This window comes from Variovorax sp. TBS-050B (assembly GCF_029893635.1).
Taxonomy (GTDB): domain Bacteria; phylum Pseudomonadota; class Gammaproteobacteria; order Burkholderiales; family Burkholderiaceae_C; genus Variovorax.
The window spans coordinates 2,432,320-2,457,037 of the sequence record NZ_JARXYR010000002.1 but is presented as its reverse complement, the minus strand read 5'-3'; the positions used below and the strand labels follow the sequence as shown (position 1 = coordinate 2,457,037).

The following is a 24,718-nucleotide window of genomic DNA, read 5'->3' as shown; positions in this document are numbered from 1 at the left end:
GCCATTGTTTCATGCGTCGGCTGGCACCACGCTGACGCCGTGCGCCGCCAGCGACAGCGTGGCCTCGGCGCCCGCCGCGAGCGGCCGGGACAGGTCGGTCGACACCACGAAGACGGAACCGAGCGCGGTGTCGAAGCCGTACTCGTAGAAACTGCCCAGGTAGGCGGCCTTCCGCAGCGTGGCGGGCAGGCCTTCGGCCGCGCCGGCGGCACCGATGCGCCACGCCTCGGGCCGCACCGCCACCTTGACTGCGCCGGGCGCCACCGGATCGCGCGGACGCAGGCGCAGCGGCCCGACCGCCACGCTGCCATCGGCCTCCGCCCTGGCGGCGAACACCATCGCCTCGCCCATGAAACCCGCGACGAACTCGCTGCCGGGCCTGGCGTAGAGCTGCTCGGGCGTGCCGCGCTGGGCGATGGTGCCGTGGTCCATCACGATGATCTGGTCGCTCACGGCCAGCGCCTCGCTCTGGTCGTGCGTGACGTAGGCGACGGTGAGCTTCAGCCGCTGCTGCAGCGTGCGGATCTCCTCGCGCATCTCGCGGCGCAGGCGGGCATCGAGGTTGGACAGCGGCTCGTCGAACAAGAGCACCGCGGGCTCCAGCACGAGCGCGCGTGCCAGCGCCACGCGCTGCTGCTGGCCGCCCGAGAGCTCGCTCGGCAGGCGTGTGTCGAAACCGACCAGGCCCACGCCGCGCAGCGCCTCGCGCGCGCGTGCGGCGGCCTCGTCCTTCCTCACGCCGCTCATGCGCAGCCCGTAGCCGACGTTCTCGATCACGTTCATGTGCGGGAACAGCGCGTAGCTCTGGAACATCATGCTCACGTTGCGCTCGGCGGGCCCGAGCGTGGTGACGTCGCGCCCGCCCATGAGGATCGAACCCGCGCTCGGCGATTCCAGCCCCGCGATCATGCGCAGCGTGGTCGTCTTGCCGCAGCCCGAAGGACCGAGGATGGTGGTCAGCGTGCCCTCGGGCACCTCGAAGCTGATGCCGTCGACGGCCGGCGGCGCGGCCCGGTCGGTGCCGTAGCGCTTGCTGACGTTGCGAAATTCGATGCCGTTGCCCATGTCGTTCCTCAAAACTCCCGGATGGCCGATGCGGAAGCAGCCGCGCGGCGGCCGAGCCGGCGCTCGCCGACCAGCCACTGCACCAGCGCGATGGCGAGCGACATCAGCACCATGAGCACCGTGCAGTACGCCAGCGCGATGCCGTAGTCGCCGTTGCCCACGCGCCCGATGATGTAGGTGGTGGCGAGCTCGTTCTCGGCCGTGACGAGGAAGATCACCGCGCTCACCGTGGTCATCGAACGCACGAAGCTGTAGACCAGCGCGGCGACGAGCGCCGGCTTGAGCAGCGGCAGCACCACGTGCACGAGCGTCTGCGCGGTGGAGGCGCGCAGCATCAGCGAGGCTTCGTCGAGCGAGCGGTCGAGCTGCTTGAAGGCTGCCGTGCCGGCGCGCACGCCCACCGGCAGGTTGCGGAACATGAAGCACAGCACGATGATGAGCCCCGTGCCGGTCAGTTCGAACGGCGGCACGTTGAAGGCCAGGATGTAGCTCACGCCCAGCACGGTGCCGGGGATCGCGAACGCCAGCAATGCGCCGAACTCGAAGGCGCCCTGCCCCTTGAATTCGTTGCGCGCGAGCAGCCACGCGATCAGCAGCCCCAGCGCCGCGGTCAGGGGCGCCGAGATGCCCGCCAGCTTGAGCGTGGTGAGCAGCGAGTTCCATGCGGTGCCGGCCCAGACCAGGCCGAACGGGCCCCACTCGAGCGCGAAGGCATTCCTGAAGTGGCCGAGGGTGAAGCTGTAGTCGCGGCCCCAGGTCTGGACGAAACCGCCCGCGAAAGCGAACAGGTAGACCACCGCGGTGAAGGCGATCCACGGCAGCGCGATGCACTGGATGGCCCGCCGCACGCCGTCGGGCAGCGCCATCGGTATGCCCGCGTCACCCTTGCCGCTCACGGTGGTGTAGTTCCGCCGCCCGAGCACGCCGCGCTGCAGCGCGAACACGCCGAGCGCGAACAGCGTGAGCACCCAGGCCAGCGAGGCCGCGCGGCCCTGGTCGTACTGCGCGCCGACGATGGCGAAGAAGATGTCGGTCGACAGCACCGAGAACTGCCCGCCCACGACCACCGGGTTGCCGAAGTCGGCGATGCTCTCGATGAAGCCGACGAGGAAGGCGTTGGCGAGCCCCGGCTTGAGCAGCGGCAGCGTGACGGTGAAGAAGGTGCGGCGCCTGTCGGCGCGCAGCATCTGCGCGGCTTCTTCCAGGCTGGGCGCAATGCCCTGCACCACGCCGCGCATGATCATGAAGGCGATGGGCGTGAAGGCGAACAGTTGCGCCACCAGCACGCCCGGCATGCCGTAGAACCAGCGCGTGGGTTCGATGCCGAAGGCGCTCTCCAGCAACTGGTTGACGATGCCCGCGCGGCCGAACAGCAGGATCAGGCCGAGGCCCACCACGAAAGGGGGCGTGATGATCGGCAGCAGCGCCAGCACGCGCAGCGCGCCCCGCCCGCGTCGGCTGCCGCGCTCGGCCATCAGCGCCATCAGCGTGCCGAGGAAGGTGGTGCCTGCGGCCGTGAGCAGCGCCAGCGCCAGGGTGTTCCAGGCCACGCCGCAGCGCACGCCGCCGGACAGGCAGCCCAGGCCCCAGACACGCTCGGTGAACACACGCGCGGCGAAGGCCGCGAGCGACCAGCGGCCGTCCTCGTCGAAGAAGGCCCCCGCGAGCGCCTTGCTCACCGGGTAGGCGATGAAGAGCGCCATCAGCATCGCGCAGCCGGTGACGGCCGCGGCGACGAACAGGTCGCCCTTGAAACGGCCGAGCCGGGCGATGCCGAAGGCCGCCAGCAGCACGAGCGCCGTGAGCGCCACGAAGCCGCCCGCGCCGATGCCGAACTGGTTGACGGCGAGTTCGCCGAAGCGCGCGTTGAGCGCAGCGAAACTCCAGCCGCGCGCGCCGATGGCGAAGCCCGACAGCGCCAGCCCGAGCGCCCCGACGGCGCCGCCCGCGAGCAGCCAGCGCCCCTGCGCCCGGCCCGGCGGCCGCGCCGCGCCGATGGCGCACAGCGCAAGCCCCGCGAGTCCCACGAAGAGCCAGCGGCGCCCCTGCGTCAGCGCCTGCATCAGGCCGTTGGCACCCTCGGCCTGCGAGAACACCTGCGGAACGGCCTCGTACCAGGTCGCGTCCTGGATGGCATACCAGGGCAGGCACAGATAGGCCGCAAGGCCGATGGCGACCCATGCGCGGACCCAGTGCTGCGAGCGACGGGCCGCCGCCTCGGCGGCGGGATTGCCGCGCGTTGCGGGCGCGACGCCGGCGGCCACGGTGGCGGTGCTCACCCTAGCGCGGCAGCGAGTTCACTTCCTTCTCCCATCGGGCGATGAGCCGGCGGCGCTCGGCGCTGGCGCCGTATTTCGCATAGTCGTAGTTGATGAACTTGATCTTCTTGAAGTCGGGAATGCGCGGATCGAGCCGGGCGTTGGCATTGCTCGGCAGCTGGAACTGCTTGTTGGCCGCGCCGAGCTCCTGCGCCGCGGGCGTGAGCGCCCATTCGTAGAACTTCTTCGCGGCCTCGAGGTTGCGCGCGCCCTTGACGATGCTCATGGAGCCGATCTCGGCGCCGGTGCCGTCGGCCGGCGTGACGGTCTCGACCGGGAAGCCCTGCATCTTCTCGCCCGGGCCGTCGTGCACGAAGCTGATCGACACCGCCGTCTCGCCGCGCGCCACCGCCTTGATCGGACCGGTGCCCGAGCGGGTGTACTGGCCCACGTTGCGGTGCAGCGCCTTGAGGTAATCGAAGGCCTTGTCCTCGCCCATGAGCTGCACCAGCGTGGCGATCATGGTGTACGCCGTGCCGCTGGAGGCCGGGTTCGCCACCTGGATGTCGCCCTTGTACTCGGGCTTGAGCAGGTCGGCCCAGGTCCTGGGCACGGGCAGCTTCTTCTTGGCGAGCAGTTCGGGGTTGTAGCCAAAACCCAGCGGCCCCGAGTAGATGCCCACCGTCTTGTAGGCCGACTGCTTCGCCTGCTGCTGCGCCCAGGGGTGCAGCTGCGCGAGCGTGGGCGACCTGTACTCGAGCGTGAGCCCCTGCTCCGCCGCCTGCAGGTGCGGATCGCCCGTGCCGCCGAACCAGACGTCGGTCTTGGGGTTGTCCTTCTCGGCGATGAGCTGGGCCAGCGCCTCGCCCGAGCCCTTGAGCGACATGTTGATGCGCGTACCGGTGGTGCGCGCATAGACGGTGGCGATCACGCTGCACCATTCGGCCTGGACGGAACAGATCACGTTGACCGTGCCCTGCGCCGATGCGGCGGCCGACAGGCCCAGCAGTGCGGCCGCACTCCAAAGCTTCTTCATGTGAACACCTCGTGCCTCGCCAAACAAAAAAGGCCTCGCGGCCGTCGTGGAGCGTAGCTTTCGTACAGGTTTCATGAATTGGTACAAGTACCATTCGGTTGAAACAGCCCCCTCGGCATCAAGACACAAGGAAATTCGACCCATGAGCTTCGATCTCGTTCTGTTCGGCGGTACCGGCGATCTTGCATGGCGCAAGCTGATGCCCGCGCTGTTCCAGGCCTTCAGGCACGGCAGCCTGCCGAAAGACGGACGCATCGTCGGCGTGGCGCGGGACGACCTCACCGACGACCAGTACCGCGAACTGATCCGCTCGCGCTTCAACGCCGTCGAGGGCGCCAAGCGGCCCTCGGCCGAGGAGTTCGAGAAGTTCGCCTCGCTGCTGTACTTCCTGCGCATGGACCTGTCGAAGCCGGCCGACTACGCGCGGCTCTCCGACCTGCTCAAGCAGCGCAACGCCGACACGGTGGTGATGTACGTGGCGACGGCACCCGCGCTCTTCACGCAGGTGGTCGAGCAGATCGCCGCGGCGGGCCTCAACGGGCCTTCGACGCGCGTGGTGCTCGAGAAGCCGCTGGGCCACGACCTGGCCTCCAACCGCGCGATCAACGCTGCGGTGTGCAAGGTGCTCGACGAGAAGCAGGTCTTCCGCATCGACCACTACCTGGGCAAGCCCTCGGTGCAGAACCTGTTCGCGATGCGCTTCGGCAATGCGCTGTTCGAGCCGATCTGGCGCCGCGAGCACATCGCGAACATCCAGATCACCATCGCCGAGGACCTGGGCGTGGAGAAGCGCGGCGCCTTCTACGACCAGACCGGCGCGCTGCGCGACATGGTGCAGAACCATGCGCTGCAGCTGGTCTGCGCGATCGGCATGGAGCCGCCGATCAACTCGCACGCCGACGCGATCCGCGACGAGAAGCTCAAGGTGCTGCGCGCGCTCAAGCCGTGGACGCCCGAGACGCTGAGCCTGCACGCCATCCGCGGCCAGTACACCGCCGGCACGGCCTATGGCGAGCGGGTGCCGGGCTACCGCGACGAGCCCGGCGTCGATCCCGAAAGCCGCACCGAGACCTTCGTGGCGCTGCGCACCGAGATCGCCAACTGGCGCTGGGCCGGCGTGCCGCTCTACATCCGCACCGGCAAGCGGCTGGCCTCGCGCGATGCGCGCATCGAGGTCAACTTCCGGCCCACCCCGCACGCGATCTTCCGCGCCCCGGCCGGGGCGGTGAACAAGCTGGTGATCAATCTCCAGCCGCGCGACGGCCTGGAACTGCACATGCTCGCGCAGGCGCAGGACAACCGGCGCGGCAACGGCCACCAGAGCGCCGCGCAACTCGCGCCGGTGCAGCTCGACCTCGACTTCGACAAGCGCTTCGGCTCGGAGCGCGTGGGCGCCTACGAGCGGCTGCTGCTCGACGTGATCGACGGCCGCCTGAACCTCTTCGTGCGCAGCGACGAGCAGGAAGAGGCATGGCGCTGGGTCGAGCCGCTGATCGACAGCTGGGCCGCGGACGGCGGCCCGCGCCCCTATGCGGCCGGCACCTGGGGGCCGAGCGCGTCGAGCGCCATGATCGCGCGCGACGGCTTCTCGTGGAGCGAGGAACAATAGCCGGGCGCCGGCCGGGCCGCGCGCATCAGCCGAACTGGATGCAGCGCATGCTCAGCGTGCCGGACTGGAATCCTTCGTAGACCGTCTTCGCGCGCTCGCCCGCGCCGGCGGCGCCGAGCGCGTAGAGAAACGGAAAGTAGTGGTCGGGCGTGGCCACCGCAGTCTCGGCGCCGGGGAGCTTCTCGTAGGCGACCAGTGCACGGTCGTCGCGCCCCGCGAGTGCGGCCTTCACCGCATCGTCGAAGGACTGCGCCCAGGGCCGGCTCGCGGCGGGGCCGTCGGGCGTGCCACGATCGGTGGCGCGCAGGTTGTGCACCACGTTGCCGCTGCCCATCACGAGCACGCCCTTCTCGCGCAGCGCGGCGAGGTCGCGCCCCACCGCATGGTGGAAGGCGGCTGGCCGGTCGTAATCGATGCTGAGCTGGAACACCGGGATGTCGGCCTTCGGATAGAGGTGCCGGAGCACCGTCCAGGTGCCGTGGTCCAGGCCCCACTGCGGCGTCTCGATCACCCGGGTCTGCGTGATCGCGCCCGCGGCCTCGCGCGCCAGCAGCGGATGGCCGGGGGCGGGGTATTGGATGTCGAACAGCGCCTGTGGAAAGCCGCCGAAGTCGTGGATGGTCTTCGGCCGCTCCTGCACGCCGACGCCGGTGGCACCCCGGCTGAGCCAGTGGGCCGAAACGCTCAGGATCGCCGAGGGCCGCGGAAGCTCGCCGCCCCAGGCGGCGAGCCGGCGCGTGAAGCCGTTGTCGGCAAGCGCGTTCATCGGCGAACCGTGGCCGATGAAGATCACCGGCATGCGCCGCGGCGGCGGCGACGAGACGCCCGCGGCGGCATGCGCGAGCGAAGAGAGCGAAGCCAGCGCCGCGGTCGCGCCCAGGGCCGAGCCCATGAGGAAGCCGCGGCGGCCGCTGGCGCCGGAAAGCCGATGGAAGGTCATGCCCGCACTCTGCCCGGAGGCGGCGGGCCCGGCAGTGCGTTTACGCACGCCTTGCGATCAGATCCGGCCCTCTTCGACCGCATGGCAGGCCACGCGCACGCCGCGCAGCTCCATGAGCGCCGGCCGCTCGGCCGAGCACCGGGCGTTGGCATGCGGGCAGCGCGGATGGAAGGCGCAGCCCGTGGGCGGGTTCAGCGGATTGGGCACTTCGCCCTGCACCGGCGTGCGCGCGCGGCCGGTGTGCTTCATCTGTGGGATCGCGTCCAGCAGCATGCGCGTGTACGGATGCTGCGGCTCGGCGAAGAGCTTCTGCTTGTCGGCCACCTCGACCAGCCGGCCGAGGTACATCACGCCGACCTGGTCCGCCACGTGCCGCACCACCGCGAGGTTGTGCGAGATGAAGAGGTAGGTCAGGCCGCGCGCGCGCTGCAGGTCCTTCATGATGTTGAGCACCTGGGCCTGCACGCTCACGTCGAGCGCGGAGGTGGGCTCGTCGCACACGAGGAACTCGGGCTGCGTGGCGAGCGCGCGTGCGATCGAGATGCGCTGGCGCTGCCCGCCCGAGAACTGGTGCGGGTACTTGGCGCTGTCCAGCGGCGAGAGGCCGACGGACTGGAGCAGCTCGCCCACGCGCGCGCGCAGCTCGGCCTTGCCGCGCAGGATGCCGTGCTCGCGCAGCGGCTCGCCGATGATGTCCTCGACGATCCAGCGCGGGTTGAGGCTCGCGTAGGGGTCCTGGAAGATCATCTGGATGCGGCGGCGCAGCGCGCGGCCCTCCGGCGCCTTGAACGCGGCATGCGCATCCTGCCCATCGAAGCGCAGGCCGCCGCGCGTCGGCGCATAGAGGCCGACCAGCAGGCGCGCCACGGTGCTCTTGCCGCAGCCCGATTCGCCGACCAGCGCGAGCGTCTTGCCGCGCTCGATGGAAAAGCTCACGCCGTCCACCGCATGCAGAAGCACGCGCGGCTTGCGCTCGAGCACGCGGTTGAGCCAGGGCGGCGACACGTCGAAGGTGCGAGCCAGGTCGTGCGCGACGACGAGCGGCTCGGCGGCGGCAGCAGTGGCGGTGGTGGTGGTGGTGGTGCTCATCGCGTCACCTCGTCGAGCGGCGCGGCCGCATCGGGCACGGCGCGTTCGCCCGCCTGTTGCGCCGCCTGGTGCCGGGCGGCGAGTTCGGCCTGGCCGCGGTGCGGATCGGCGGCATCGTGCAGCCAGCAGGCGGCGCGCGTGGCGCCCGCATGCATGAGCTCTGGCCGCTCCGACAGGCAGCGCGCGAAGGTGCGCGGGCAGCGCGGGTTGTAGGCGCAGCCCTTCGGAATCGCGTTGAGGCGCGGCATCGCGCCGTCGATCTGGTTGAGCCGTTCGCGGTCGCTCGCCATGTCGGGAATCGAGGCCATCAGGCCCGAGGTGTAAGGATGTGCAGGCTGGTGGATGACTTCGTGCACCGGCCCGATCTCCGCGATACGGCCGGCGTACATCACGGCCACGCGGTCGCAGGTCTCGGCGATCACGCCCATGTCGTGCGTGATCAGCATCACGGCCGCGCCGCGCTCCCTGCAGACGCGCTTGAGCAGCTGGATGATCTGCGCCTGGATCGAGACGTCGAGCGCGGTGGTGGGCTCGTCGGCCACGATGAGCTTGGGCTCGGCCGCGAGCGCCAGTGCGATCACCACGCGCTGGCGCATGCCGCCCGAGAACTGGTGCGGAAAGTGGTCGATGCGCTGCTCGGCGGCGGGAATGCCGGTGTCCTGCAGCAGGCCGATGGCGCGGCGCCGCGCCTCGGCCTCGGTCACCGGCAGGTGGGCGCGGATGGTTTCGGTCAGTTGCCGGCCGACGGTGTAGAGCGGGTTCAGCGAGGTCAGCGGATCCTGGAAGATCGCGCCGATCTTGCGGCCGCGGATCGGCCGCATGGCGTCGAAGCCGAGGTTGTCGATGCGCTGGCCCTCGAGCACGATCTCGCCGCCCGCCACCCGGCCCGGCGGCTCGAGCAGCCCGATGATGGCCGCGCCCGTGAGCGACTTGCCGGCGCCCGACTCGCCCACCACGCCGAGGATCTCGCCCGGCGCGATGTCGAACGAAATGCCGTCGAGCGCACGCAGCGTGCCGCGGCGGTGCGGAAACTCGACGACGAGGTCTTTGACTTGCAGCAGGCTCATGGTGTGGTTCCCTTCGTTCAGCGCAGGCGCGGGTTGAGCGCGTCGCGCAGCCAGTCGCCGAGCAGGTTCACGCTGAGCGCGATCAGCACCAGCATCGCGCCCGGGAACACCGTGATCCACCATTCGCCCGAGAACAGGTACTGGTTGCCGATGCTGATCAGCGTGCCCAGCGACGGCGAGGTCGGCGGCACGCCGACGCCGAGGAAGGACAGGGTGGCCTCGGTGATGATCGCGGTCGCGACCTGGATGGTGGCGAGCACCATCACCGGCCCCATCACGTTGGGCAGCACGTGGCGCAGCATGATGCGCAGCGGCGCCACGCCGGTGACGCGCGCGGCCTGCACGTATTCCTTGTTGCGCTCCACCATCGTGGTGCCGCGCACGGTGCGCGCGTACTGCACCCAGCCGGTGAGCGAGATCGAGATGATGAGCACGCCGAAGGCGAGCGAATCGTTGGCATGCGGAAAGAGCGCGCGGCCCACGCCCGCGATCAGCAGCGCGACGAGGATCGGCGGGAACGACAGCATCACGTCGCACACGCGCATCAGAAAGGTGTCGAGCCAGCCGCCGAAGAAGCCGGCCATGAGGCCGAGCACCACGCCGACGAGGACCGACAGCACCACCGACACGACGCCGACGATGAGCGAGATGCGCGCGCCGTAGATCAGTGCGGAAAGGATGTCGCGACCCTGGTCGTCGGTGCCGAGCAGGTACTTGCTCGAGCCCTCCGCCGACCAGGCCGGCGGCAGCCGGGCATCGCCGAGTTCGAGCGTCGCGAGATCGAAGGGGTTGTGCGGCGACACCCAGCCGGCGAACACCGCGCAGAAGACGCAGACCAGTGCGACCAGCGCCGCCCCGATCGCCACGGGCGAGGTGCGGAAGCTGTAGCCGACATCGCTGTCGAGCCAGCGGGCAAGGGTTTTTTTCATCGTGGGAAGCAAAAGGATGGGCCCGCAAGAAGCGGGCCCAAGGAGCCGTCCGTCAGGCGTCCGGCGCGGCGGCGATCAGGGCTTGATGCTCATCCACTTGAAGAACATGAAGTTGTCGGCCAGTTGCACCAGCTCGACCTTCTTGCTCACGCCCCAGGCCAGCGACTGCTGATGCAGCGGCAGCGTGCCGACGTCGTCCGCATGGATCTTGAAGGCTTCCTTGATGTACTCGTTGCGCTTGGCCTTGTCGTTCTCGGACTGGATCTTCTTGGTCAGCTCGTCGAGCTTGGGATTGCAGTACGCACCCAGGTTGAACTGGCCCGCGCCCTTGTCGTCGACGCAGGCGGTCAGCGCATTGAGCGCGTTGTGCGCATCGTACGTCGAGGGCGTCCAGCCGAGCATGTAGAAGCTCGTGTCGCGGCGCAGGATCTTCGGGAAGTACGTGCCCTTGGTCTCCACCACGAGGTTGACCTTGACGCCGACCTTCGCCAGGTTGCCCGCCACGGCCTGGCAGATCTGGCCGTCGTTGACGTAGCGGTCGTTCGGGCAGTTCATCGAGACCTCGAAGCCGTTCGGATAGCCGGCCTCGGCCAGCAGCTTCTTGGCGGCTTCGACGTCGAAGGGCAGGCGCTTGTCCTGCTCGGCGGTCCAGCCGTTGATGCCGGGGCCGACGAGCAGACCCGTGGGCCGCGAGGCGCCGCGCATCACGGTGCGCTGGATGCCGGCGATGTCGATGGCCTGGTAGAAGGCCTGGCGCACGCGCTTGTCCTTGAACGGGTTCTTGCCCTTGACGCTCGAGTACAGCAGCTCGTCGCGCTTCTGGTCCATGCCGAGGAAGATGGTGCGCAGCTCGGGGCCGGTGATGGCGCGCGCGTTGGGGCTGCTGTTGACGCGGGCGACGTCCTGCACGGGGATCGGCTCCATCACGTCGACTTCGCCCGAGACCAGCGCGGCCACGCGCGTGGCCGGGTTGGCGATCGGGGTGAAGATCACCTCCTGGGCATTGCCTTCGATCTTGCCCCAGTAGGTGCCGTTGCGCACGAACACCGTGCGCACGTTGGGCTGGCGCTCGCGCACGCGGAACGGGCCGGTGCCGTTGGCCTTGAAGGAGGCGGTGTTCTCGATGCCCTTGCGGCGGTCCACGGGCTTCTCGGCCTTGTTCTCGACGCACCACTTCTTGCTCATGATCGCGACCTGCGACAGCACGTCAGGCAGGATCGGGAACGGCGCCTTGGTCTCGATCTCGACCGTGAGGTCGTTGACCTTGCGCACTTCCTTGATGTCGTTGGTGTAGCTCTGCATGTCCGAGCCCTCGCCCGCGGCGCGCTGGAGGCTGAAGACCACGTCGTCGGCGGTGAACGGCGTGCCGTCATGGAACTGCACGCCCTTGCGCAGTTCGAAGCGCCACACCGTGGGCGAGGCCTGCTTCCAGCTGGTGGCGAGCAGCGGCGCGAGGCTCAGGTCCTTGTTGCGGCCGGTCAGGGTCTCGTAGACGTTCTGCGTGGTGCTGAGCTGCAGCGACTCGTTGAGCGAGTGCGGATCGAGCGAGAGCGCGTCGCCCTGATTGGCGATCCGGATGGTCTGCGCGCCGGCGACCAGGCTGACGGCGCCCAGGGCGCACAACACGGCGGCCGCAGCCACGTTCTTCTTGAAACTCATGGGAACACTCCTCGGGTTGGGGATCGGAAACTCAAGACGCCGCGGTGGCGGCAGCTTTCTCGGGCTGCCCGCCGCGGGTGGCGGCAAGCGGCATGCCCTGCTCGATGAGGCCCGCGTGGAGCGCGGCGCCGAGCGGCAGGATCTCGTCGTTGAAGTCGTAGCGGCTGTTGTGCAGGTAGGCGCCGTTGCGCACGTCCTGGCCGATGCGCAGGTAGGCGCCGGCCTTCTTCTGCAGCATGAAGGAGAAATCCTCGGCGCCCATGCTGGGCTCCATGCTGCGCTCGACGTTGGAAGCGCCCACGAGCGACTCCGCCACGTCGGCCGCGAACATGGCCTCGGGCGCGGTGTTGATCGTGGCCGGATAGATGCGCTCGTACTTGATGGTGGCGGTGGCGCCGAAGCCCGCGGCCACCGCGGTGCAGAGCTCGTTGAGCCGCTGCTCGATCTGCGCCTGCACGCGCGCGCTGAAGGTGCGCACGGTGCCGACCAGCGTGGCCTCGCCGGGGATCACGCTCATCGCGCCGAGGTCGCCGGCCTGCACGGCGCAGATGCTGATGACGGCCGCATCGATCGGGCGCACGTTGCGCGACACGATGGTCTGCACGGCCGTGATGATGTGGGCCGCCACCGTGACGGAATCGATGGTCTGGTAGGCATGGGCGCCATGTCCGCCCTTGCCCTTGATCTCGATGGTCACGCGGTCGGCCGCGGCCATCATAGCGCCGCGGTTGATGCCCACGGTGCCCGCGGGCATGCCGGGCCAGTTGTGCATGGCGTAGACCGACTGCACCGGAAAGCGCTCGAAGAGGCCGTCCTCGATCATCACGCGCGCGCCCGCGCAGCCTTCTTCGCCGGGCTGGAAGATCAGCACCGCGGTGCCGTCGAAGTTGCGCGTCTCGGCGAGGTAGCGCGCCGCGCCGACCAGCATCGCGGTGTGGCCGTCGTGGCCGCAGCCGTGCATCAGGCCGTCGTGGGCCGAGCGCCAGGCGAAGTCGTTGTCTTCGCGCATCGGCAGCGCGTCCATGTCGGCGCGCAGGCCGATCATGCGCCGGCTCGCAGTGGAGCGGCCGCGGATGACGCCCACCACGCCGGTCTTGCCGATGCCCTCGTGGATCTCGTCCACGCCGCAGGCGCGCAGCGCCTCGCGCACGCGGCCCGAGGTGTAGACCTCCTCGAAGCCGAGTTCGGGATGCGCATGCAGATCGCGCCGGAAGGCCTCCAGCTCGGGGTAGAAGTTCGCGATCTGCGCGAACGCCCGTCCAGACGCCCGCAGTCGCGGGGCGGCAGTCGTCGTCATGTCAATGTCCTCCCGCCTTGCCGACGCGCAGCCGCGGATCGACCACGAAATACAGCAGGTCGACCACCAGGTTGATGACTACGAAGATCAGCGCGATGAGGCACAGGTAGGCCGCCATCACGGGCACGTCGGCGAAGGTCACGGCCTGGATGAACAGCAGCCCCATGCCGGGCCACTGGAACACCGACTCCGTGATGATCGCGAAGGCGATGAGGCCGCCGAGCTGCAGGCCGGTGATCGTCATCACCGGCACCAGCGTGTTCTTGAGCGCATGGCCGAAGTGGATCGCGCGGTTCGTGAGTCCGCGCGCCCGCGCGAACTTGATGTAGTCGGTGCGCAGCACCTCGAGCATCTCGGCGCGCACCAGCCGCATGATCAGCGTGAGCTGGAAGATCGCCAGCGTCACGGCCGGCAGGACGATGTGGTGCCAGCCGTCGACGCGGAAGAGCCCGCTCGTCCACCAGCCGAACTGCACCGTCTCGCCCCGGCCGAAGCTCGGGAACCAGCCGAGCACCACGGCGAAGACGAGGATCAGCAGGATGCCGATCAGGAAGGTGGGCAGCGACACGCCCAGCAGCGACACGGTCATGAACACCTGGCTCATGAAGGTCCCGCGGCGCAGTGCCGTGTACACGCCCATCGGAATGCCGATGAAGAGCGCCAGCACGGCCGCGACCAGCGCGAGTTCGAGCGTGGCGGGAAAGCGTTCGCCGATCAGGCGCGACACCTTGGCGCCCTGGCGCAGGCTCAGGCCGAACTCGCCCTGTGCCGCATTGCCCAGGAAGCGCCAGAACTGCACGAAGAAGGGCTGGTCGAGCCCCAATGCGGCGCGCATCTCGCGGATCTGCTCGGGCTTGGCGTCCTGGCCCAGCAGGAACACGACCGGGTCGCCCACGTATTGGAAGAGAAGGAAGGCGATGAACGCGACCGCGATCATGACGATCACGGCTTGGATCAGGCGGCGCAGGACAAAGGCAATCATTCAGCAAACAAAGTGAGCAGGCATGCTAGCAGTGCAAGGTGCGTGCCCGCACGGTGGTTCCCCGGGGGTGCACGCCGATGGTGCGCTCCCAATGAAAAAAGCCACCCGACTTGCGTCGAGTGGCTTTTGAACTTTCGATTCAAAGCTGGCTCAGGCCAGCCTCGAATTAGAAAGCGTGACGGATACCGAAATCGTAGCCGGTCGAGTTCTTCGGCGTGAAGACGGCGTTGCTGATGAAGGCGGGGCCGCCAACGGTCAGAGCAGCACCGTTCTTGTTGCTGATGCGAGCGATCGTGGCGTACAGAGCCGTGCGCTTCGACAGGTTGTGCACGTAGCCGATCGCCAGCTTGCTGGCCTTCGGATCTGCGACGTCAGGAGCGAACAGCACTGCGGGCGCGTTGAAGTCGTACTTGACGCGCGAGTACGAAGCACGGATCAGGCCAGCGCCGACCGGCACGGTCACGCCGAGCAGGTAGCCGGTCAGGTCGATGTCGGGACGGCCGCCGAGGAAGGGCTCGACTTCGTAGTCGAGCTTGTTCTTGGCGCGCGACACTTCACCGAAGAGCTTCACGGGACCGAAGTCATACGAAGCGCCGAGGTTCAGGGTGTTGACCTTGGTGGTCGTGCCAACGTAGTAGTTGTCGCCAACCGTGCTGCTGCCGTAGGCAATCGCCACGTCCAGAGGACCGTTGGCGTAGCCGAAACGGCCACCAACGTAACGGCCTTGGCGCGAAGCGTTCAGCGTGGTCGGGGTGGCGGTGCCCGGATCGTACTTGGTCTTCTCGCTGAAGCCGTACATCAGCTGGCCGTAGAAGCCGCCGAGGTTCGGGGGCAGGAAGTAGCCGATGGTGTTGCTGGCGCGGGTGTAGTTGTTCGAGCCGACGTTGGTGAACGGAGCGGTCGAAGCAGCGGGGGTGCCGAAGGCGCCGAAGGTGCCGTTGGCCGTCGAAATCAGGTTGGTACCGACGCCGTTGGTGCCGAACGGATCGAACACGGTGTCGTTCCAGAACGTCGGCGTGTAGTCACGGCCGAGGCGGATTTCACCGAAACCACCCGACAGGCTCACGGTCGAGCGACGTGCGAAGGTGGCAACACCTTGCTGGCCGTCGTCGTTGGAGATCGGTGCTTCGAGCCAGAAGCTGGCAGCCAGGCCGCCACCGAGGTCTTCCGTACCACGGAAGCCCAGACGGCTGGAGTTGTAACCCGAGTTGGCCAGTTCACGACGGCTGGTCTTCACGCTGCCTTGGTTCAGGTAGAACGGGTTCAGGAACGTGGCACCGTTCAGGTCACGCGAGGTGTTCGAGTAGCCGCTGATCGACGCGTCGACCACGCCGAACAGCGTGACGGACGACTGAGCCGAGGCAACACCGGCGACAGCCAGGGCAGCCAGAGCAACTAGAGATTTTTTCATTGCAAGTTTCTCCAAGGTTAAACATAGGGCTCCGGTGCGAAGGGCTCACCGTGACTGGCACTTTTGTGCTCCCACCGGACCCCGGGCCAACCTCCTTTTGGGAAGTTGATGCTATTGCACCAGAGGCGCTGCGGCAGGGCAAAACAATTCGCCCGAAATCTCCGGAGCCCCCCGCGTTTCGTTGCAGGACTGCAACAAAGGCGTGAAGCCTTCCGAAAAACCACAATGCGAAATCAGACCGGCGATTTTCCCGTGGTCTTCGGCATGGGTTCCAATAACGACATGACCTTTTCGCTCGATCCCGTTCTCAACACGGCCGATGCAGCGTTGCGTACGCTTTTTGCCCGCCATCGCGCCACCCGGTCCATGCCGCCACCCCGCCAGGCGCCGGCCGAAATGACCGAGTCGGAGCGCCGAGAGGCCGGGGCGCTGATGCGGGTCAACCACGTCGGCGAGGTCTGCGCCCAGGCGCTTTACACCGCCCAGGCCGCAGTGGCCCGCGATCCGGTTCTGCGCGCCCAGCTGCTCGAGGCTTCGCACGAGGAGACCGATCATCTGGCCTGGACGCGCCAGCGGCTGGACGAGTTGGGTGCCCGGCCCTCGCTGCTGAATCCGCTGTGGTATGCCGGCGCTTTCGGCCTCGGATTGGTCGCGGGGCGCCTCGGAGACCCGCTGAGCCTGGGGTTCGTCGCGGAGACCGAACGGCAGGTCGAGGCGCATCTCGACAGCCATCTTGGCCGCCTGCCGCCTGCGGACACCGCCTCGCGGGCCGTCGTCGAGCAGATGAAGATCGACGAGGCGCGGCACGCTTCCCAGGCCGTCGATGCGGGCGCCGCAGAGCTGCCGGCACCGGCCAAGGCCCTGATGCGGCTGGCCTCGCGGGTCATGACCACGGTGGCGCACCGCATCTGAGACGCCGCGGCTTCAGGTCTCGATCAGATCGAAGCTCGTCGTGATCTCGGCGGTCTTCGCGAGCATGATGCTCGCCGAGCAATAGGTCTCGTGGCTCAGGGCGATCGCGCGCTCCACGGCGGCGGCCGGTATGCCCTTGCCTGCCACGGTGAAGTGCATGTGGATCTTGGTGAAGACCTTGGGATCCTTCGGCGCGCGCTCGCTCGTGAGCTTGACGCTGCAGCGCTCCACCTGGTGGCGGCCGCGCTTCAGGATCAGCACGACGTCATAGGCGGTGCAGCCGCCGGTGCCCGCGAGCACGGTTTCCATCGGCCGGGGTGCGAAGTTCTGTCCGCCGTTCTCGGGTTTGGCGGCGTCTGGCGCGCCATCCATCGTCAGGACGTGGCCGCTGCCGGTCTCTGCCACGAAACCCATGGCCGAACGGGTGCCGGCGTCGCCGGTCCAACTCACTGTGCATTCCATCTTCGTCGGTCCATCCGGAATGTTCAGCAACAAAAACGGTCACTGACATTCATTTGTGTGTGGGAAAAGCGTCACTGCTTGTTGCAACGCAGCAAACAGCCGATATACTTTATTTCATCGCGCACCCCGTTGTGCGCACCGGTTGTCTCCTCCACCCTTCCAATTGGTGGATTTAGCCCCGAGCCGCAAGGCTCGGGGCTTTTTTCTTTGCGCTTCGGCAAGGCGCGGGCGACCCAGCTTCCACTCTAGTTTCGCGGTGCGAAAGGGCAGTTGCTCTGGCTGCCCTGGCTGTTGCCGGTGTTGCCTCGGCTCAGTCGTCCGTCACGCTGTTCGGCGTGGTCGACGCGTCGATCAGCGGCTATTCGAACAGCTCGCGTGATCTGAACAATGGCGTGACGTACAACGCGAACGGCCTCCCGGTTGCCTACAACCCGTTCTACCGGAACCAAGGCAGCGTCAAGCTCAGCCGCCGTGAGCTGGCCCACTCGGGTTACAACACCAGCCGTCTGGGCTTCCGTGGTACGGAAGACCTCGGTGGTGGCCTGGCTGCCAGCTTCTGGCTCGAAGCACCCATCAAGAACGACGACGGTTCCGAAGGTGCTGCGACGTTCTCTCGCCGTGCGACGGTGAGCCTGTCCGGTGGTTTCGGTGAATTCCGCCTCGGCCGCGACTACACGCCGACGTTCTGGAACAACTCCGTGTTCGATCCGTTCGGTACCAACGGCGTCGGTACCAACCTGATCCACACCGCTGGCGGCCTGTTCGGCAGCCCCACGCGTGCCAGCAACACGGTCGGCTACTTCCTGCCGCCGAACCTCGGCGGCTTCTATGGCCAAGTGCAGTACGGCTTCCACGAGCAGACCAAGTACGACCCGGGCTTCGCGACACCGGACAAGGCTGACATCGCACGCAAGGGCCGTTACGTCGGCGGCCGCTTCGGCTACGCCAACGGTCCTCTGGACATCGCGCTGGCCTACGGCAGCAACATCACCGGTGACAACTACTTCGCGGGCACGACCGACAAGGTCGACATCTTCAACATCGGCGCGTCGTACGACTTCGGCCCTGTGAAGCTCCTCGGCGAGCTGTCGCAGGCCAAGCAGAAGACCGACTTCGACGGGTACTACCTTGCCGACCGGCTCTCCCTGACCTCGACCAAGCTGAACGGCTGGCTGGTCGGCGTGACGGTCCCTGTGGGTCCTGGCCTGATTCGCGCTTCGTATTCGGGCGTCAAGTACAAGACGGACGACCTCAACCCGTTCTACGACAAGCCGGACCCGAAGGCCAACAAGCTGGCGCTCGGCTACGTGCACAACCTGTCGAAGCGCACCGCCCTGTACGCCACGGTCGCCCGCGTGAGCAACAAGAACGGTGCAGCCCTGACCGTGGGCGGCCCGTCCTTCATCGGCAACAAGGTCTTCACGCCCAAGAACTCGACCGGCTACGACTTCGGCATCCGCCACGCTTTCTGATCGAGACCTGATCCGATGCTGGCTCCCGCCAGTTCGAAGCGATTCAGTGTCAAGCCGCCCAGCGCAAGCCGGGCGGCTTTTTGGCTTTTCTCAATTCACACGGCCACGCCTGCTCTGCAGCAGCCCCACATTCATTTCTCCGCTCAGCACCGAAGCGTAGAAACGTTCGACCATGTTCACGCTCGTGCGCGCATTGCGCGCCAGGGTCAGCATGTCGATGCCCTGCCCGTACAACAGCCGCAACGTGATCGCGGTGTGGCGCAAGCAATACAGCGTTCTCGACTGGCCGAGCGGCCCCTTCTCGAGACCCGTGAGCTTGAGCGCCCAATGGAACAAGAAGTTGAGCACCGCCAATGCGTGCTCGCGATTCTTCAGATGCGGCATGAAGATGTAGTCCTCCGGACCCGCCGCGCCCTGTTCACGCTGATGCGCGAGCAGACATTCGTAAACCCGAACGGCAGGACGCAAGCTCACGATGGGCTGGCTGTGCCGCTTCGTTTCAGGCAGGTTCATGCGCAGGTAGACGTGCTTTCCGCGCACGATCTCGATGTGCTTGTGCTTCATCAGCTTGATATCGCTCGGACGAACAAAGGTGTTGACCATCCAACGAATCAACCACGGCAATTCCTGCGGCATGACGAGCAGTTCGCGCGCAATCCAGAAACGTTCGCCGGCGCCGAGTTCCTGAAGCACGGGATGCGGCAGCCCGCGCAATTTGCGCGCCGCTGCAACCACCGCGCGGTATTCCGCAACGCTGAAACTGCCCCGCGGCTGACTCCGTACCTTGATCTTTGGAAAGGGCGGCGCATCGCGAAGCACGCCGGTGCTCACGCCATGCATCAACACCTTTCGCAACAGCACCATGTACTGCGCGATCGTCGTGCTCGTGAAGCCCTGTTCTCCGAGATGGTCGATCAGTCGCTGCGCGTCCGCAGTGGCAAAGGCCTCTGCGGGCACCGAACCCAGCAGTGGAAGGATGTGAGCGCGCAGTCTGTTGCCCATCACCTGCCAGGTGGGTCGCCCGATTTCGCCTCGTTGCACACGCGCGGCCTCCGCTTGCATCAATCCTTTGGAAAGGTCGCTGACAGAAACGGATAACAAATTTTGCTCGTTTGTTAAACGAACAGCGGACGTATGGATCGCGGGATAGGTGCGCTCAAAAAAACCAGAATCGTTAGCAGCGGAGGCTATTTGGAAGATATTTATGACATTTGTGTCCATGTCATATCCGTAAGCAAACCCGATGCCTCTTATGATCGTGCGCTATCAATTGAAAACTCCCTTGGAAATAACGTGCGAGACGTACCTGTTCCGGCGCTCACGCCCGCCGACTATCTCAGAAAAATCCTGAATGCTCGCGTTTACGATGTAGCAATCGAATCGGCGCTCGAGAAGGCGCAAGCGCTCAGCGCGCGGCTCGGCAATACGGTGCTGCTCAAGCGCGAAGACCAGCAGCCGGTCTTCAGCTTCAAGCTTCGCGGCGCATACAACAAGATGGCCCACCTCACGCCCGAGCAGCTTGCAAGTGGGGTCATCTGCGCATCGGCCGGCAATCACGCGCAAGGCGTGGCGCTCGGCGCGCGCAAGCTCGGCACGCGCGCGGTGGTGGTCATGCCGGTCACGACGCCTCGGCTCAAGATCGATGCAGTGCGCGGTTTCGGCGGCGAGGTGGTGCTGCATGGCGACAGCTATTCCGATGCTTATCTGCATGCGCTCGAACTGCAGGCGCAGCAGAACCTCACCTTCGTGCATCCTTTCGACGACCCTGACGTGATTGCCGGACAAGGCACGATCGCGATGGAGATTCTTCGCCAGCACCAGGGCCGGCTCGATGCGGTCTTCGTGGCCATCGGCGGCGGCGGGTTGATCTCGGGCGTCGCCAACTACATCAAGGCGCTGCGTCCCGAGATCAAGGTGATCGGCGTCCAGATGAACGACTCCGACGCGATGATGCAATCGGTCGCCGCGCACCAGCGCGTGAGCCTGCCCGACGTGGGACTGTTCTCGGACGGCACGGCCGTCAAGCTGGTGGGCGAGGAGACCTTCCGGATCGCCAGCAACCTGGTCGACGAATACATCGCGGTCGATACCGATGCCGTCTGCGCCGCCATCAAGGACATCTTCGTCGACACCCGCAGCATCGTCGAACCCGCGGGGGCGCTGGCGGTGGCCGCGATCAAGCAGTACGTGGCCGGGCACGGCCGCCACGGTGAGACCTATGCGGCGATCCTGTGCGGTGCGAACATGAACTTCGACCGGCTGCGCTTCGTTGCCGAGCGCGCCGAGGTCGGCGAAGAACGCGAGGCGTTGTTCGCGGTCACCATTCCCGAGGAGCGCGGCAGCTTCCGGCGCTTCTGCGAGCTCGTCGGCGAAATGCCCGCGAGCGAATCGCAGGAAACCGGTTCGGTGGGCGGCGCGCTGCGCAACGTGACGGAGTTCAACTACCGCATCAGCGACGCGTCCAAGGCGCATGTGTTCGTGGGCCTGACCACCTCCACGCGCGGCGAGTCGGCGACCATCGCCCAGACCTTCAATGCGCATGGCTTCGACGCGCTCGACCTCACGCACGACGAACTCGCCAAGGAACACCTGCGGCACATGGTCGGCGGGCGCACCGGCCTCGCCCACGACGAGCGGCTGCTGCGCTTCATCTTCCCCGAACGTCCCGGGGCGCTGCTCAAGTTTCTGAGCCTGATGCGGCCGAACTGGAACATCAGCCTGTTCCACTACCGCAACCAGGGCGCCGACTACGGGCGCATCCTCGTCGGCCTGCAAGTGCCGGCGGGCGATGCCGCGGCCTTCGACGCCTTTCTCGAAACGCTCGGCTATCCCTACGTGGAAGAAACCGCGAACCCGGCCTACCGCCTGTTCCTGCAGGCCTGAGCCGGGCGGCTACTGCGCGGCTTGGGCCGGCGGCTGATGGTCGCCGGACTGCTGTTCCGGCGGTGGCGCGGCAACCGAGGGCACGGTGGCCGGCAGGAGGCCCACGGCCCCGGGCGATGGCGGCTGCGCTGGCGATGAGGGCTGCGGCGGGGACACCGCCGGCGCCGCCGGCAGCGGACTGCCCACATTGAGCGGCGCCCGCACCGGCAACTGCAGCGTGAAGGCCGCGGGCCCGTCCGCGCTCGTGCCCAGCGTCGCCGCGCGCACGCCCACCGACTGCAGCACATAGCCTTCGCCGACGCGCGAGCCCACCCGGAAGGGCCGCGGCGGCTTGCCGTCGATCGAGATCAAAGCCGCGCCCTGGTTCGACGGATCCGCCACCACGCCCGAGAGCGCGAAACGGCTTGCCGCCTCCGGGGCCGCAGGCGCCGCCTGCTCCACCGGCAGTGCGCCGAACAGCCGCGCCACCGCGTCCGCATCGGCCGAGACCGGTGCGCGCGGCAGCGTCGCTGCGGGCGCGATCGCCTGGGCCGGACTCGCGAGCCGCAGTCCCCAGAACACGGCCGCGCCGGCTGCCAGCGCCCACAGGCCGGTGGTGGCAAGCGGGGCGTGCCAGCGCGCGGCGGAATAGGGACTTGTCATGGGCGCGGATTATCATGCAGCGCGCCTTCCGCAACATGTCTTCCCCGTTATGAAAAAAATCCTTCACGAGACCTTCCGCACCGCCCAGCGCGGCTTCACGCTGATCGAGCTGATGGTGGTGCTGGTCATCATCGGCGTGCTGGCCGCGCTGATCGTGCCCAACGTGATCGAACGCGCGGACGACGCCCGCGTGACCGCGGCCAAGACCGACATCAACAACCTGATGCAGGCGCTCAAGCTCTACCGCCTCGACAACCAGCGCTATCCCACGGCCGAACAGGGCCTGCAGGCGCTGCTCGTGCGCCCGACCACCGGCCCCGCGGCGCCCAACTGGAAGCCTTACGTCGAGAAGCTGCCGAACGATCCCTGGGGCCATCCCTACCAGTACATGAACCCGGGTATCAAGGGCGAAATCGACGTGCTCTCGCTCGGTGCCGATGGCCAGGCCGGTGGCGAGGGCAAGAATGCCGACATCGGCAGCTGGCAGTAGCCGCCGCGCCCGCGGCTTCACGCTGCTCGAGCTGATCGTGGTGATCGCGATCATCGCGATCGGCACCGCCAGCGTGAGCTTCGCGATGCGCGACAGCAGCGCCGCCCGGCTCGACCGCGAAGCCGACCGGCTCGCCGCGCTGCTCGAGTCGGCCCGCGCCCAGTCGCGCGCGAGCGGCGTGGCGGTGCGATGGCGCCTCGTGGAAGGCGGCAATTTCGTCTTCGACGGCCTGCCGGCCGATGCGCTGCCCGCCGGCTGGACCATGGGCGGCATCAGCGCGCAGGCCTCCCTCGCGAGCGGCGCGCCCATCGCCGCGGTGCAGCTCGGTCCCGATCCGATCATCGCCGCGCAGCAGATCGTGCTGCAGACCGAAGGCCCGCCGGCGCGCTCGCTGCGCGTCGCCACCGACGGCCTGCGTCCCTTCACCGTCTCCACGCCATGAAGAGCAGCACGCGCGGCAAGCGAAGCCGTGGCTTCACGCTCGTCGAGGTGCTGATCGCGCTCGGCATCGTGGCGCTCGCACTCGCAGCGGGCTCGCAGGCGACGATGTCGCTCACGCGCAATGCGCAACGCCAGTCCGACCTGCTGCTGGCCGACCTCTGCGCCGAGAACGAACTCGCCAAGGCGCGGCTGGCGCGGCAAATGCCGGCCTTGGGCGATTCGGGGTCGATCTGCGTGCAGGCGGGCGTTTCGTTCAACGTGACCACGTCCACCATCGCCACGCTGAATCCCAACTTCCGGCGCGTCGACGTGCAGGTGCGCGACGAGGCGAATGCGCCGGTGCTGCGCGTCTCGACCGTGGTGGGGCGCTTCTGATGAAGGCGCACCGCCTGGCCGCGCGCGGCTTCACGCTGATCGAGCTGCTGGTCGCCATCTCGGTCATGGCGCTGCTCGCGCTTGTGAGCTGGCGCGGGCTCGACAGCATGTCGCGCGCCACCACGCAGAACCAGCAGCGGGCCGACGCGGTGCTCACGCTGCAGACCACGCTCGCGCAGTGGAGCGCCGACCTCGATGCCGTCACCACGCTCGCGCAGACGCGCCCGATCGACTGGAACGGCCGCGTGCTGAGGCTCACGCGCCGAACCAGCGACGAGAGCGCGCCCGCAATGATGGTCGCGGCCTGGACGCTGCGCAGCGGCCCCGATGGCACGCGCTGGCGCCGCTGGCAGTCGCCGCCCTTCACCACGCGCAGCGAATGGCAGCAGGCCTGGAACATGGCCGAATCCTGGGCGCAGGACGGCGGCGGAGGTGCCGGCGGCGACGTCGCCTTGATGCCCGTCGACAGCTGGCAGCTCTACTACTTCCGCGAGAACAGCTGGACGCCCGCGGGCGCGCTGCCGGCCGCCACGCCCAATCCGGCGGACCCGGCCAATCCGGCCGGCGCCACGGTGAACATGCCCGACGGCGTCCGGCTGGTGCTCAACCTGTCGCCGGGCGACGGGCTGGCGGGCGCGCTCACGCGCGACTGGGTCCGGCCCACGGTGGGAGCGCCAAGGTCATGAGGCGGTCGGCGCCAGCCCCCCGCCATGCGCGCAGCCGCGGCCAGCGCGGCGCGGCGCTGCTCGCGGCGATGCTCACCGTGATGCTCGTCGCCACCTTCTCCGCCGCTGCGCTCTGGCAGCAGTGGCGCGCCTCCGAGGTCGAAGCCGCCGAGCGCGGCCGGGTGCAGGCGGCCTGGGTGCTGATCGGCGCGCTCGACTGGTCGCGCCTGATCCTGCGCGAGGACGGCATGACCGGCGGCCCCGACCATCTCGCCGAGCCCTGGGCCGTGCCGCTCGCCGAGGCGCGGCTCACGAGCTTTCTCTCGGCCGAGAAGAACGTGGCGAGCGACAGCCTCGAAGGACTGCCCGACGCCTTCCTCTCGGGCCGCATCGTCGATGCGCAGTCCAAGCTCAACGTGCTGTCGCTGGTCGACGGCAACAAGCCCGTGCCGGCCAGCGTCGCCACCTTCACCAAGCTGTTCAACATCCTCGGCCTGCCGGCCTCCGAACTCGCGGTGATGACCAGCTCGCTGCTGCGCGCGATGGCGGCGCCGGCCGACGCATCCGGTGGTGGCGGCGGCAGCGACGGCGCCGGGGCGCCGCTGATGCCGCAGGAAGTGTCGCAACTGGTATGGCTCGGCCTCTCGCCCTCGACCGTGGCAGCGCTCGAGCCCTACGTCACGGTGCTGCCCATCCGGACGCCGCTCAACATCAACACCGCGAGCGCCGAGGCCATCAGCGCGAGCCTGCCCTCGCTGAGCATCAGCGACGCGCGCCAGGTGGTCGAGAAGCGCACCCGCGCGTTCTTCCGGCAGATCGCCGACGCGAGCCAGGCGCTGCCCAACGGCGGCTCGCAGTTCAACGCCAACCAGCACAGCGTGAGCACACAGTTCTTCGAAGTCCATGGCCGGCTGCGGATCGACCGCACCTGGGTCGAGGAACGCTCGCTGCTGCAGCGCAACGGCATCACCGTCAAGACCGTCTGGCGCCATCGCGGCGCAGGCCTCGTGGCGCCTCCGGCTAAACCCTGAGGC

The 24,718-nt window shown here is 67.9% G+C and carries 23 protein-coding genes; 9 read left to right on the top strand and 14 right to left on the bottom strand.

The annotated features are described in order from the left end of the window. Positions 1-9: 9 nt before the first annotated feature. Genes M2165_RS14410 through M2165_RS14400 form a run of 3 tightly spaced genes read right to left on the bottom strand, consistent with a single transcriptional unit; the run spans position 10 to position 4,359 of the window. Entirely contained in the window at positions 10-1,065 is a 1,056-nt protein-coding gene (locus M2165_RS14410) for an ABC transporter ATP-binding protein (protein WP_280815294.1), read from the bottom strand. Positions 1,066-1,073: 8 nt separating this feature from the next. Further along, positions 1,074-3,344, bottom strand: coding sequence for an iron ABC transporter permease (locus M2165_RS14405; RefSeq protein WP_280815293.1), 2,271 nt, complete (start codon positions 3,342-3,344; stop codon positions 1,074-1,076). 1 nt (position 3,345) lies between these two features. Then, entirely contained in the window at positions 3,346-4,359 is a 1,014-nt protein-coding gene (locus M2165_RS14400; RefSeq protein ID WP_280815291.1) for an ABC transporter substrate-binding protein, read from the bottom strand. Between the two features lie 142 nt (positions 4,360-4,501). Here M2165_RS14400 and zwf point away from each other — a divergent pair, with 142 nt between their 5' ends. After that, entirely contained in the window at positions 4,502-5,968 is a 1,467-nt protein-coding gene (gene zwf / locus M2165_RS14395) for a glucose-6-phosphate dehydrogenase (protein ID WP_280815290.1), read from the top strand. 25 nt (positions 5,969-5,993) lie between these two features. Here zwf and ygiD read toward each other — a convergent pair whose 3' ends face one another. From ygiD to M2165_RS14355, 8 genes are all read right to left on the bottom strand, one after another. Beyond that, the gene (gene ygiD, locus M2165_RS14390) at positions 5,994-6,908 is read right to left on the bottom strand and encodes a 4,5-DOPA dioxygenase extradiol (protein WP_280815289.1); all 915 of its coding nucleotides are present in this window, start codon (positions 6,906-6,908) and stop codon (positions 5,994-5,996) included. A 57-nt stretch (positions 6,909-6,965) separates the two neighbouring features. Beyond that, complete coding sequence (locus M2165_RS14385) at positions 6,966-7,997, bottom strand: dipeptide ABC transporter ATP-binding protein (RefSeq protein ID WP_280815288.1); 1,032 nt, start codon at positions 7,995-7,997, stop codon at positions 6,966-6,968. Beyond that, on the bottom strand, positions 7,994-9,064 hold the full coding sequence (locus M2165_RS14380; protein WP_280815287.1) for an ABC transporter ATP-binding protein: 1,071 nt from the start codon (positions 9,062-9,064) through the stop codon (positions 7,994-7,996). Before M2165_RS14380 ends, M2165_RS14385 begins: the two co-directional genes overlap by 4 nt. Before the next feature lie 17 nt (positions 9,065-9,081). After that, entirely contained in the window at positions 9,082-9,993 is a 912-nt protein-coding gene (locus M2165_RS14375) for an ABC transporter permease (protein ID WP_280815286.1), read from the bottom strand. A 75-nt stretch (positions 9,994-10,068) separates the two neighbouring features. Continuing rightward, positions 10,069-11,652, bottom strand: a complete 1,584-nt coding sequence (locus M2165_RS14370) for an ABC transporter substrate-binding protein (RefSeq protein ID WP_280815285.1) — start codon at positions 11,650-11,652, stop codon at positions 10,069-10,071. A 31-nt stretch (positions 11,653-11,683) separates the two neighbouring features. After that, the gene (locus M2165_RS14365; protein ID WP_280815284.1) at positions 11,684-12,949 is read right to left on the bottom strand and encodes a M20 aminoacylase family protein; all 1,266 of its coding nucleotides are present in this window, start codon (positions 12,947-12,949) and stop codon (positions 11,684-11,686) included. Position 12,950: 1 nt separating this feature from the next. After that, positions 12,951-13,931: an ABC transporter permease gene (locus M2165_RS14360; RefSeq protein ID WP_280815283.1), complete on the bottom strand. Its 981-nt coding sequence runs from the start codon at positions 13,929-13,931 to the stop codon at positions 12,951-12,953. 166 nt (positions 13,932-14,097) lie between these two features. Then, complete coding sequence (locus M2165_RS14355; protein WP_280815282.1) at positions 14,098-15,342, bottom strand: porin; 1,245 nt, start codon at positions 15,340-15,342, stop codon at positions 14,098-14,100. 282 nt (positions 15,343-15,624) lie between these two features. On the opposite strand from M2165_RS14355, the gene coq7 reads away from it, so the two are divergent. Beyond that, positions 15,625-16,254: a 2-polyprenyl-3-methyl-6-methoxy-1,4-benzoquinone monooxygenase gene (gene coq7 / locus M2165_RS14350; protein WP_280817541.1), complete on the top strand. Its 630-nt coding sequence runs from the start codon at positions 15,625-15,627 to the stop codon at positions 16,252-16,254. 12 nt (positions 16,255-16,266) lie between these two features. On the opposite strand, the gene M2165_RS14345 is transcribed toward coq7, so the two are convergent. After that, positions 16,267-16,716, bottom strand: a complete 450-nt coding sequence (locus tag M2165_RS14345) for an OsmC family protein (RefSeq protein ID WP_280815281.1) — start codon at positions 16,714-16,716, stop codon at positions 16,267-16,269. A gap of 275 nt (positions 16,717-16,991) precedes the next feature. Between M2165_RS14345 and M2165_RS14340 the strand changes: the two genes are divergently transcribed. Next, on the top strand, positions 16,992-18,188 hold the full coding sequence (locus tag M2165_RS14340) for a porin (protein ID WP_280817540.1): 1,197 nt from the start codon (positions 16,992-16,994) through the stop codon (positions 18,186-18,188). A gap of 90 nt (positions 18,189-18,278) precedes the next feature. On the opposite strand, the gene M2165_RS14335 is transcribed toward M2165_RS14340, so the two are convergent. Beyond that, the gene (locus M2165_RS14335) at positions 18,279-19,409 is read right to left on the bottom strand and encodes a hypothetical protein (protein ID WP_280815280.1); all 1,131 of its coding nucleotides are present in this window, start codon (positions 19,407-19,409) and stop codon (positions 18,279-18,281) included. A gap of 72 nt (positions 19,410-19,481) precedes the next feature. On the opposite strand from M2165_RS14335, the gene ilvA reads away from it, so the two are divergent. Further along, entirely contained in the window at positions 19,482-21,071 is a 1,590-nt protein-coding gene (ilvA, locus tag M2165_RS14330) for a threonine ammonia-lyase, biosynthetic (RefSeq protein WP_280815279.1), read from the top strand. 9 nt (positions 21,072-21,080) lie between these two features. On the opposite strand, the gene M2165_RS14325 is transcribed toward ilvA, so the two are convergent. Continuing rightward, positions 21,081-21,713, bottom strand: coding sequence for a type II secretion system protein N (locus M2165_RS14325; RefSeq protein WP_280815278.1), 633 nt, complete (start codon positions 21,711-21,713; stop codon positions 21,081-21,083). Between the two features lie 49 nt (positions 21,714-21,762). Here M2165_RS14325 and gspG point away from each other — a divergent pair, with 49 nt between their 5' ends. The 5 genes from gspG to gspK are packed head-to-tail and all read left to right on the top strand — an operon-like array spanning position 21,763 to position 24,715. Continuing rightward, entirely contained in the window at positions 21,763-22,203 is a 441-nt protein-coding gene (gene gspG, locus M2165_RS14320) for a type II secretion system major pseudopilin GspG (RefSeq protein ID WP_280815277.1), read from the top strand. Beyond that, the gene (locus M2165_RS14315; RefSeq protein WP_280815276.1) at positions 22,178-22,645 is read left to right on the top strand and encodes a prepilin-type N-terminal cleavage/methylation domain-containing protein; all 468 of its coding nucleotides are present in this window, start codon (positions 22,178-22,180) and stop codon (positions 22,643-22,645) included. Before gspG ends, M2165_RS14315 begins: the two co-directional genes overlap by 26 nt. Further along, positions 22,642-23,019 carry a type II secretion system minor pseudopilin GspI gene (gspI, locus tag M2165_RS14310; protein ID WP_280815275.1) on the top strand — a complete coding sequence of 126 codons (378 nt, stop codon included), beginning with the start codon at positions 22,642-22,644 and terminating at the stop codon, positions 23,017-23,019. Before M2165_RS14315 ends, gspI begins: the two co-directional genes overlap by 4 nt. Beyond that, entirely contained in the window at positions 23,019-23,705 is a 687-nt protein-coding gene (locus tag M2165_RS14305) for a prepilin-type N-terminal cleavage/methylation domain-containing protein (RefSeq protein ID WP_280815274.1), read from the top strand. Before gspI ends, M2165_RS14305 begins: the two co-directional genes overlap by 1 nt. Beyond that, a complete protein-coding gene (gene gspK, locus M2165_RS14300) occupies positions 23,702-24,715 on the top strand; it encodes a type II secretion system minor pseudopilin GspK (protein WP_280815273.1) in 1,014 nt (337 codons plus the stop codon). Before M2165_RS14305 ends, gspK begins: the two co-directional genes overlap by 4 nt. The last annotated feature ends 3 nt before the right edge of the window (positions 24,716-24,718 follow it).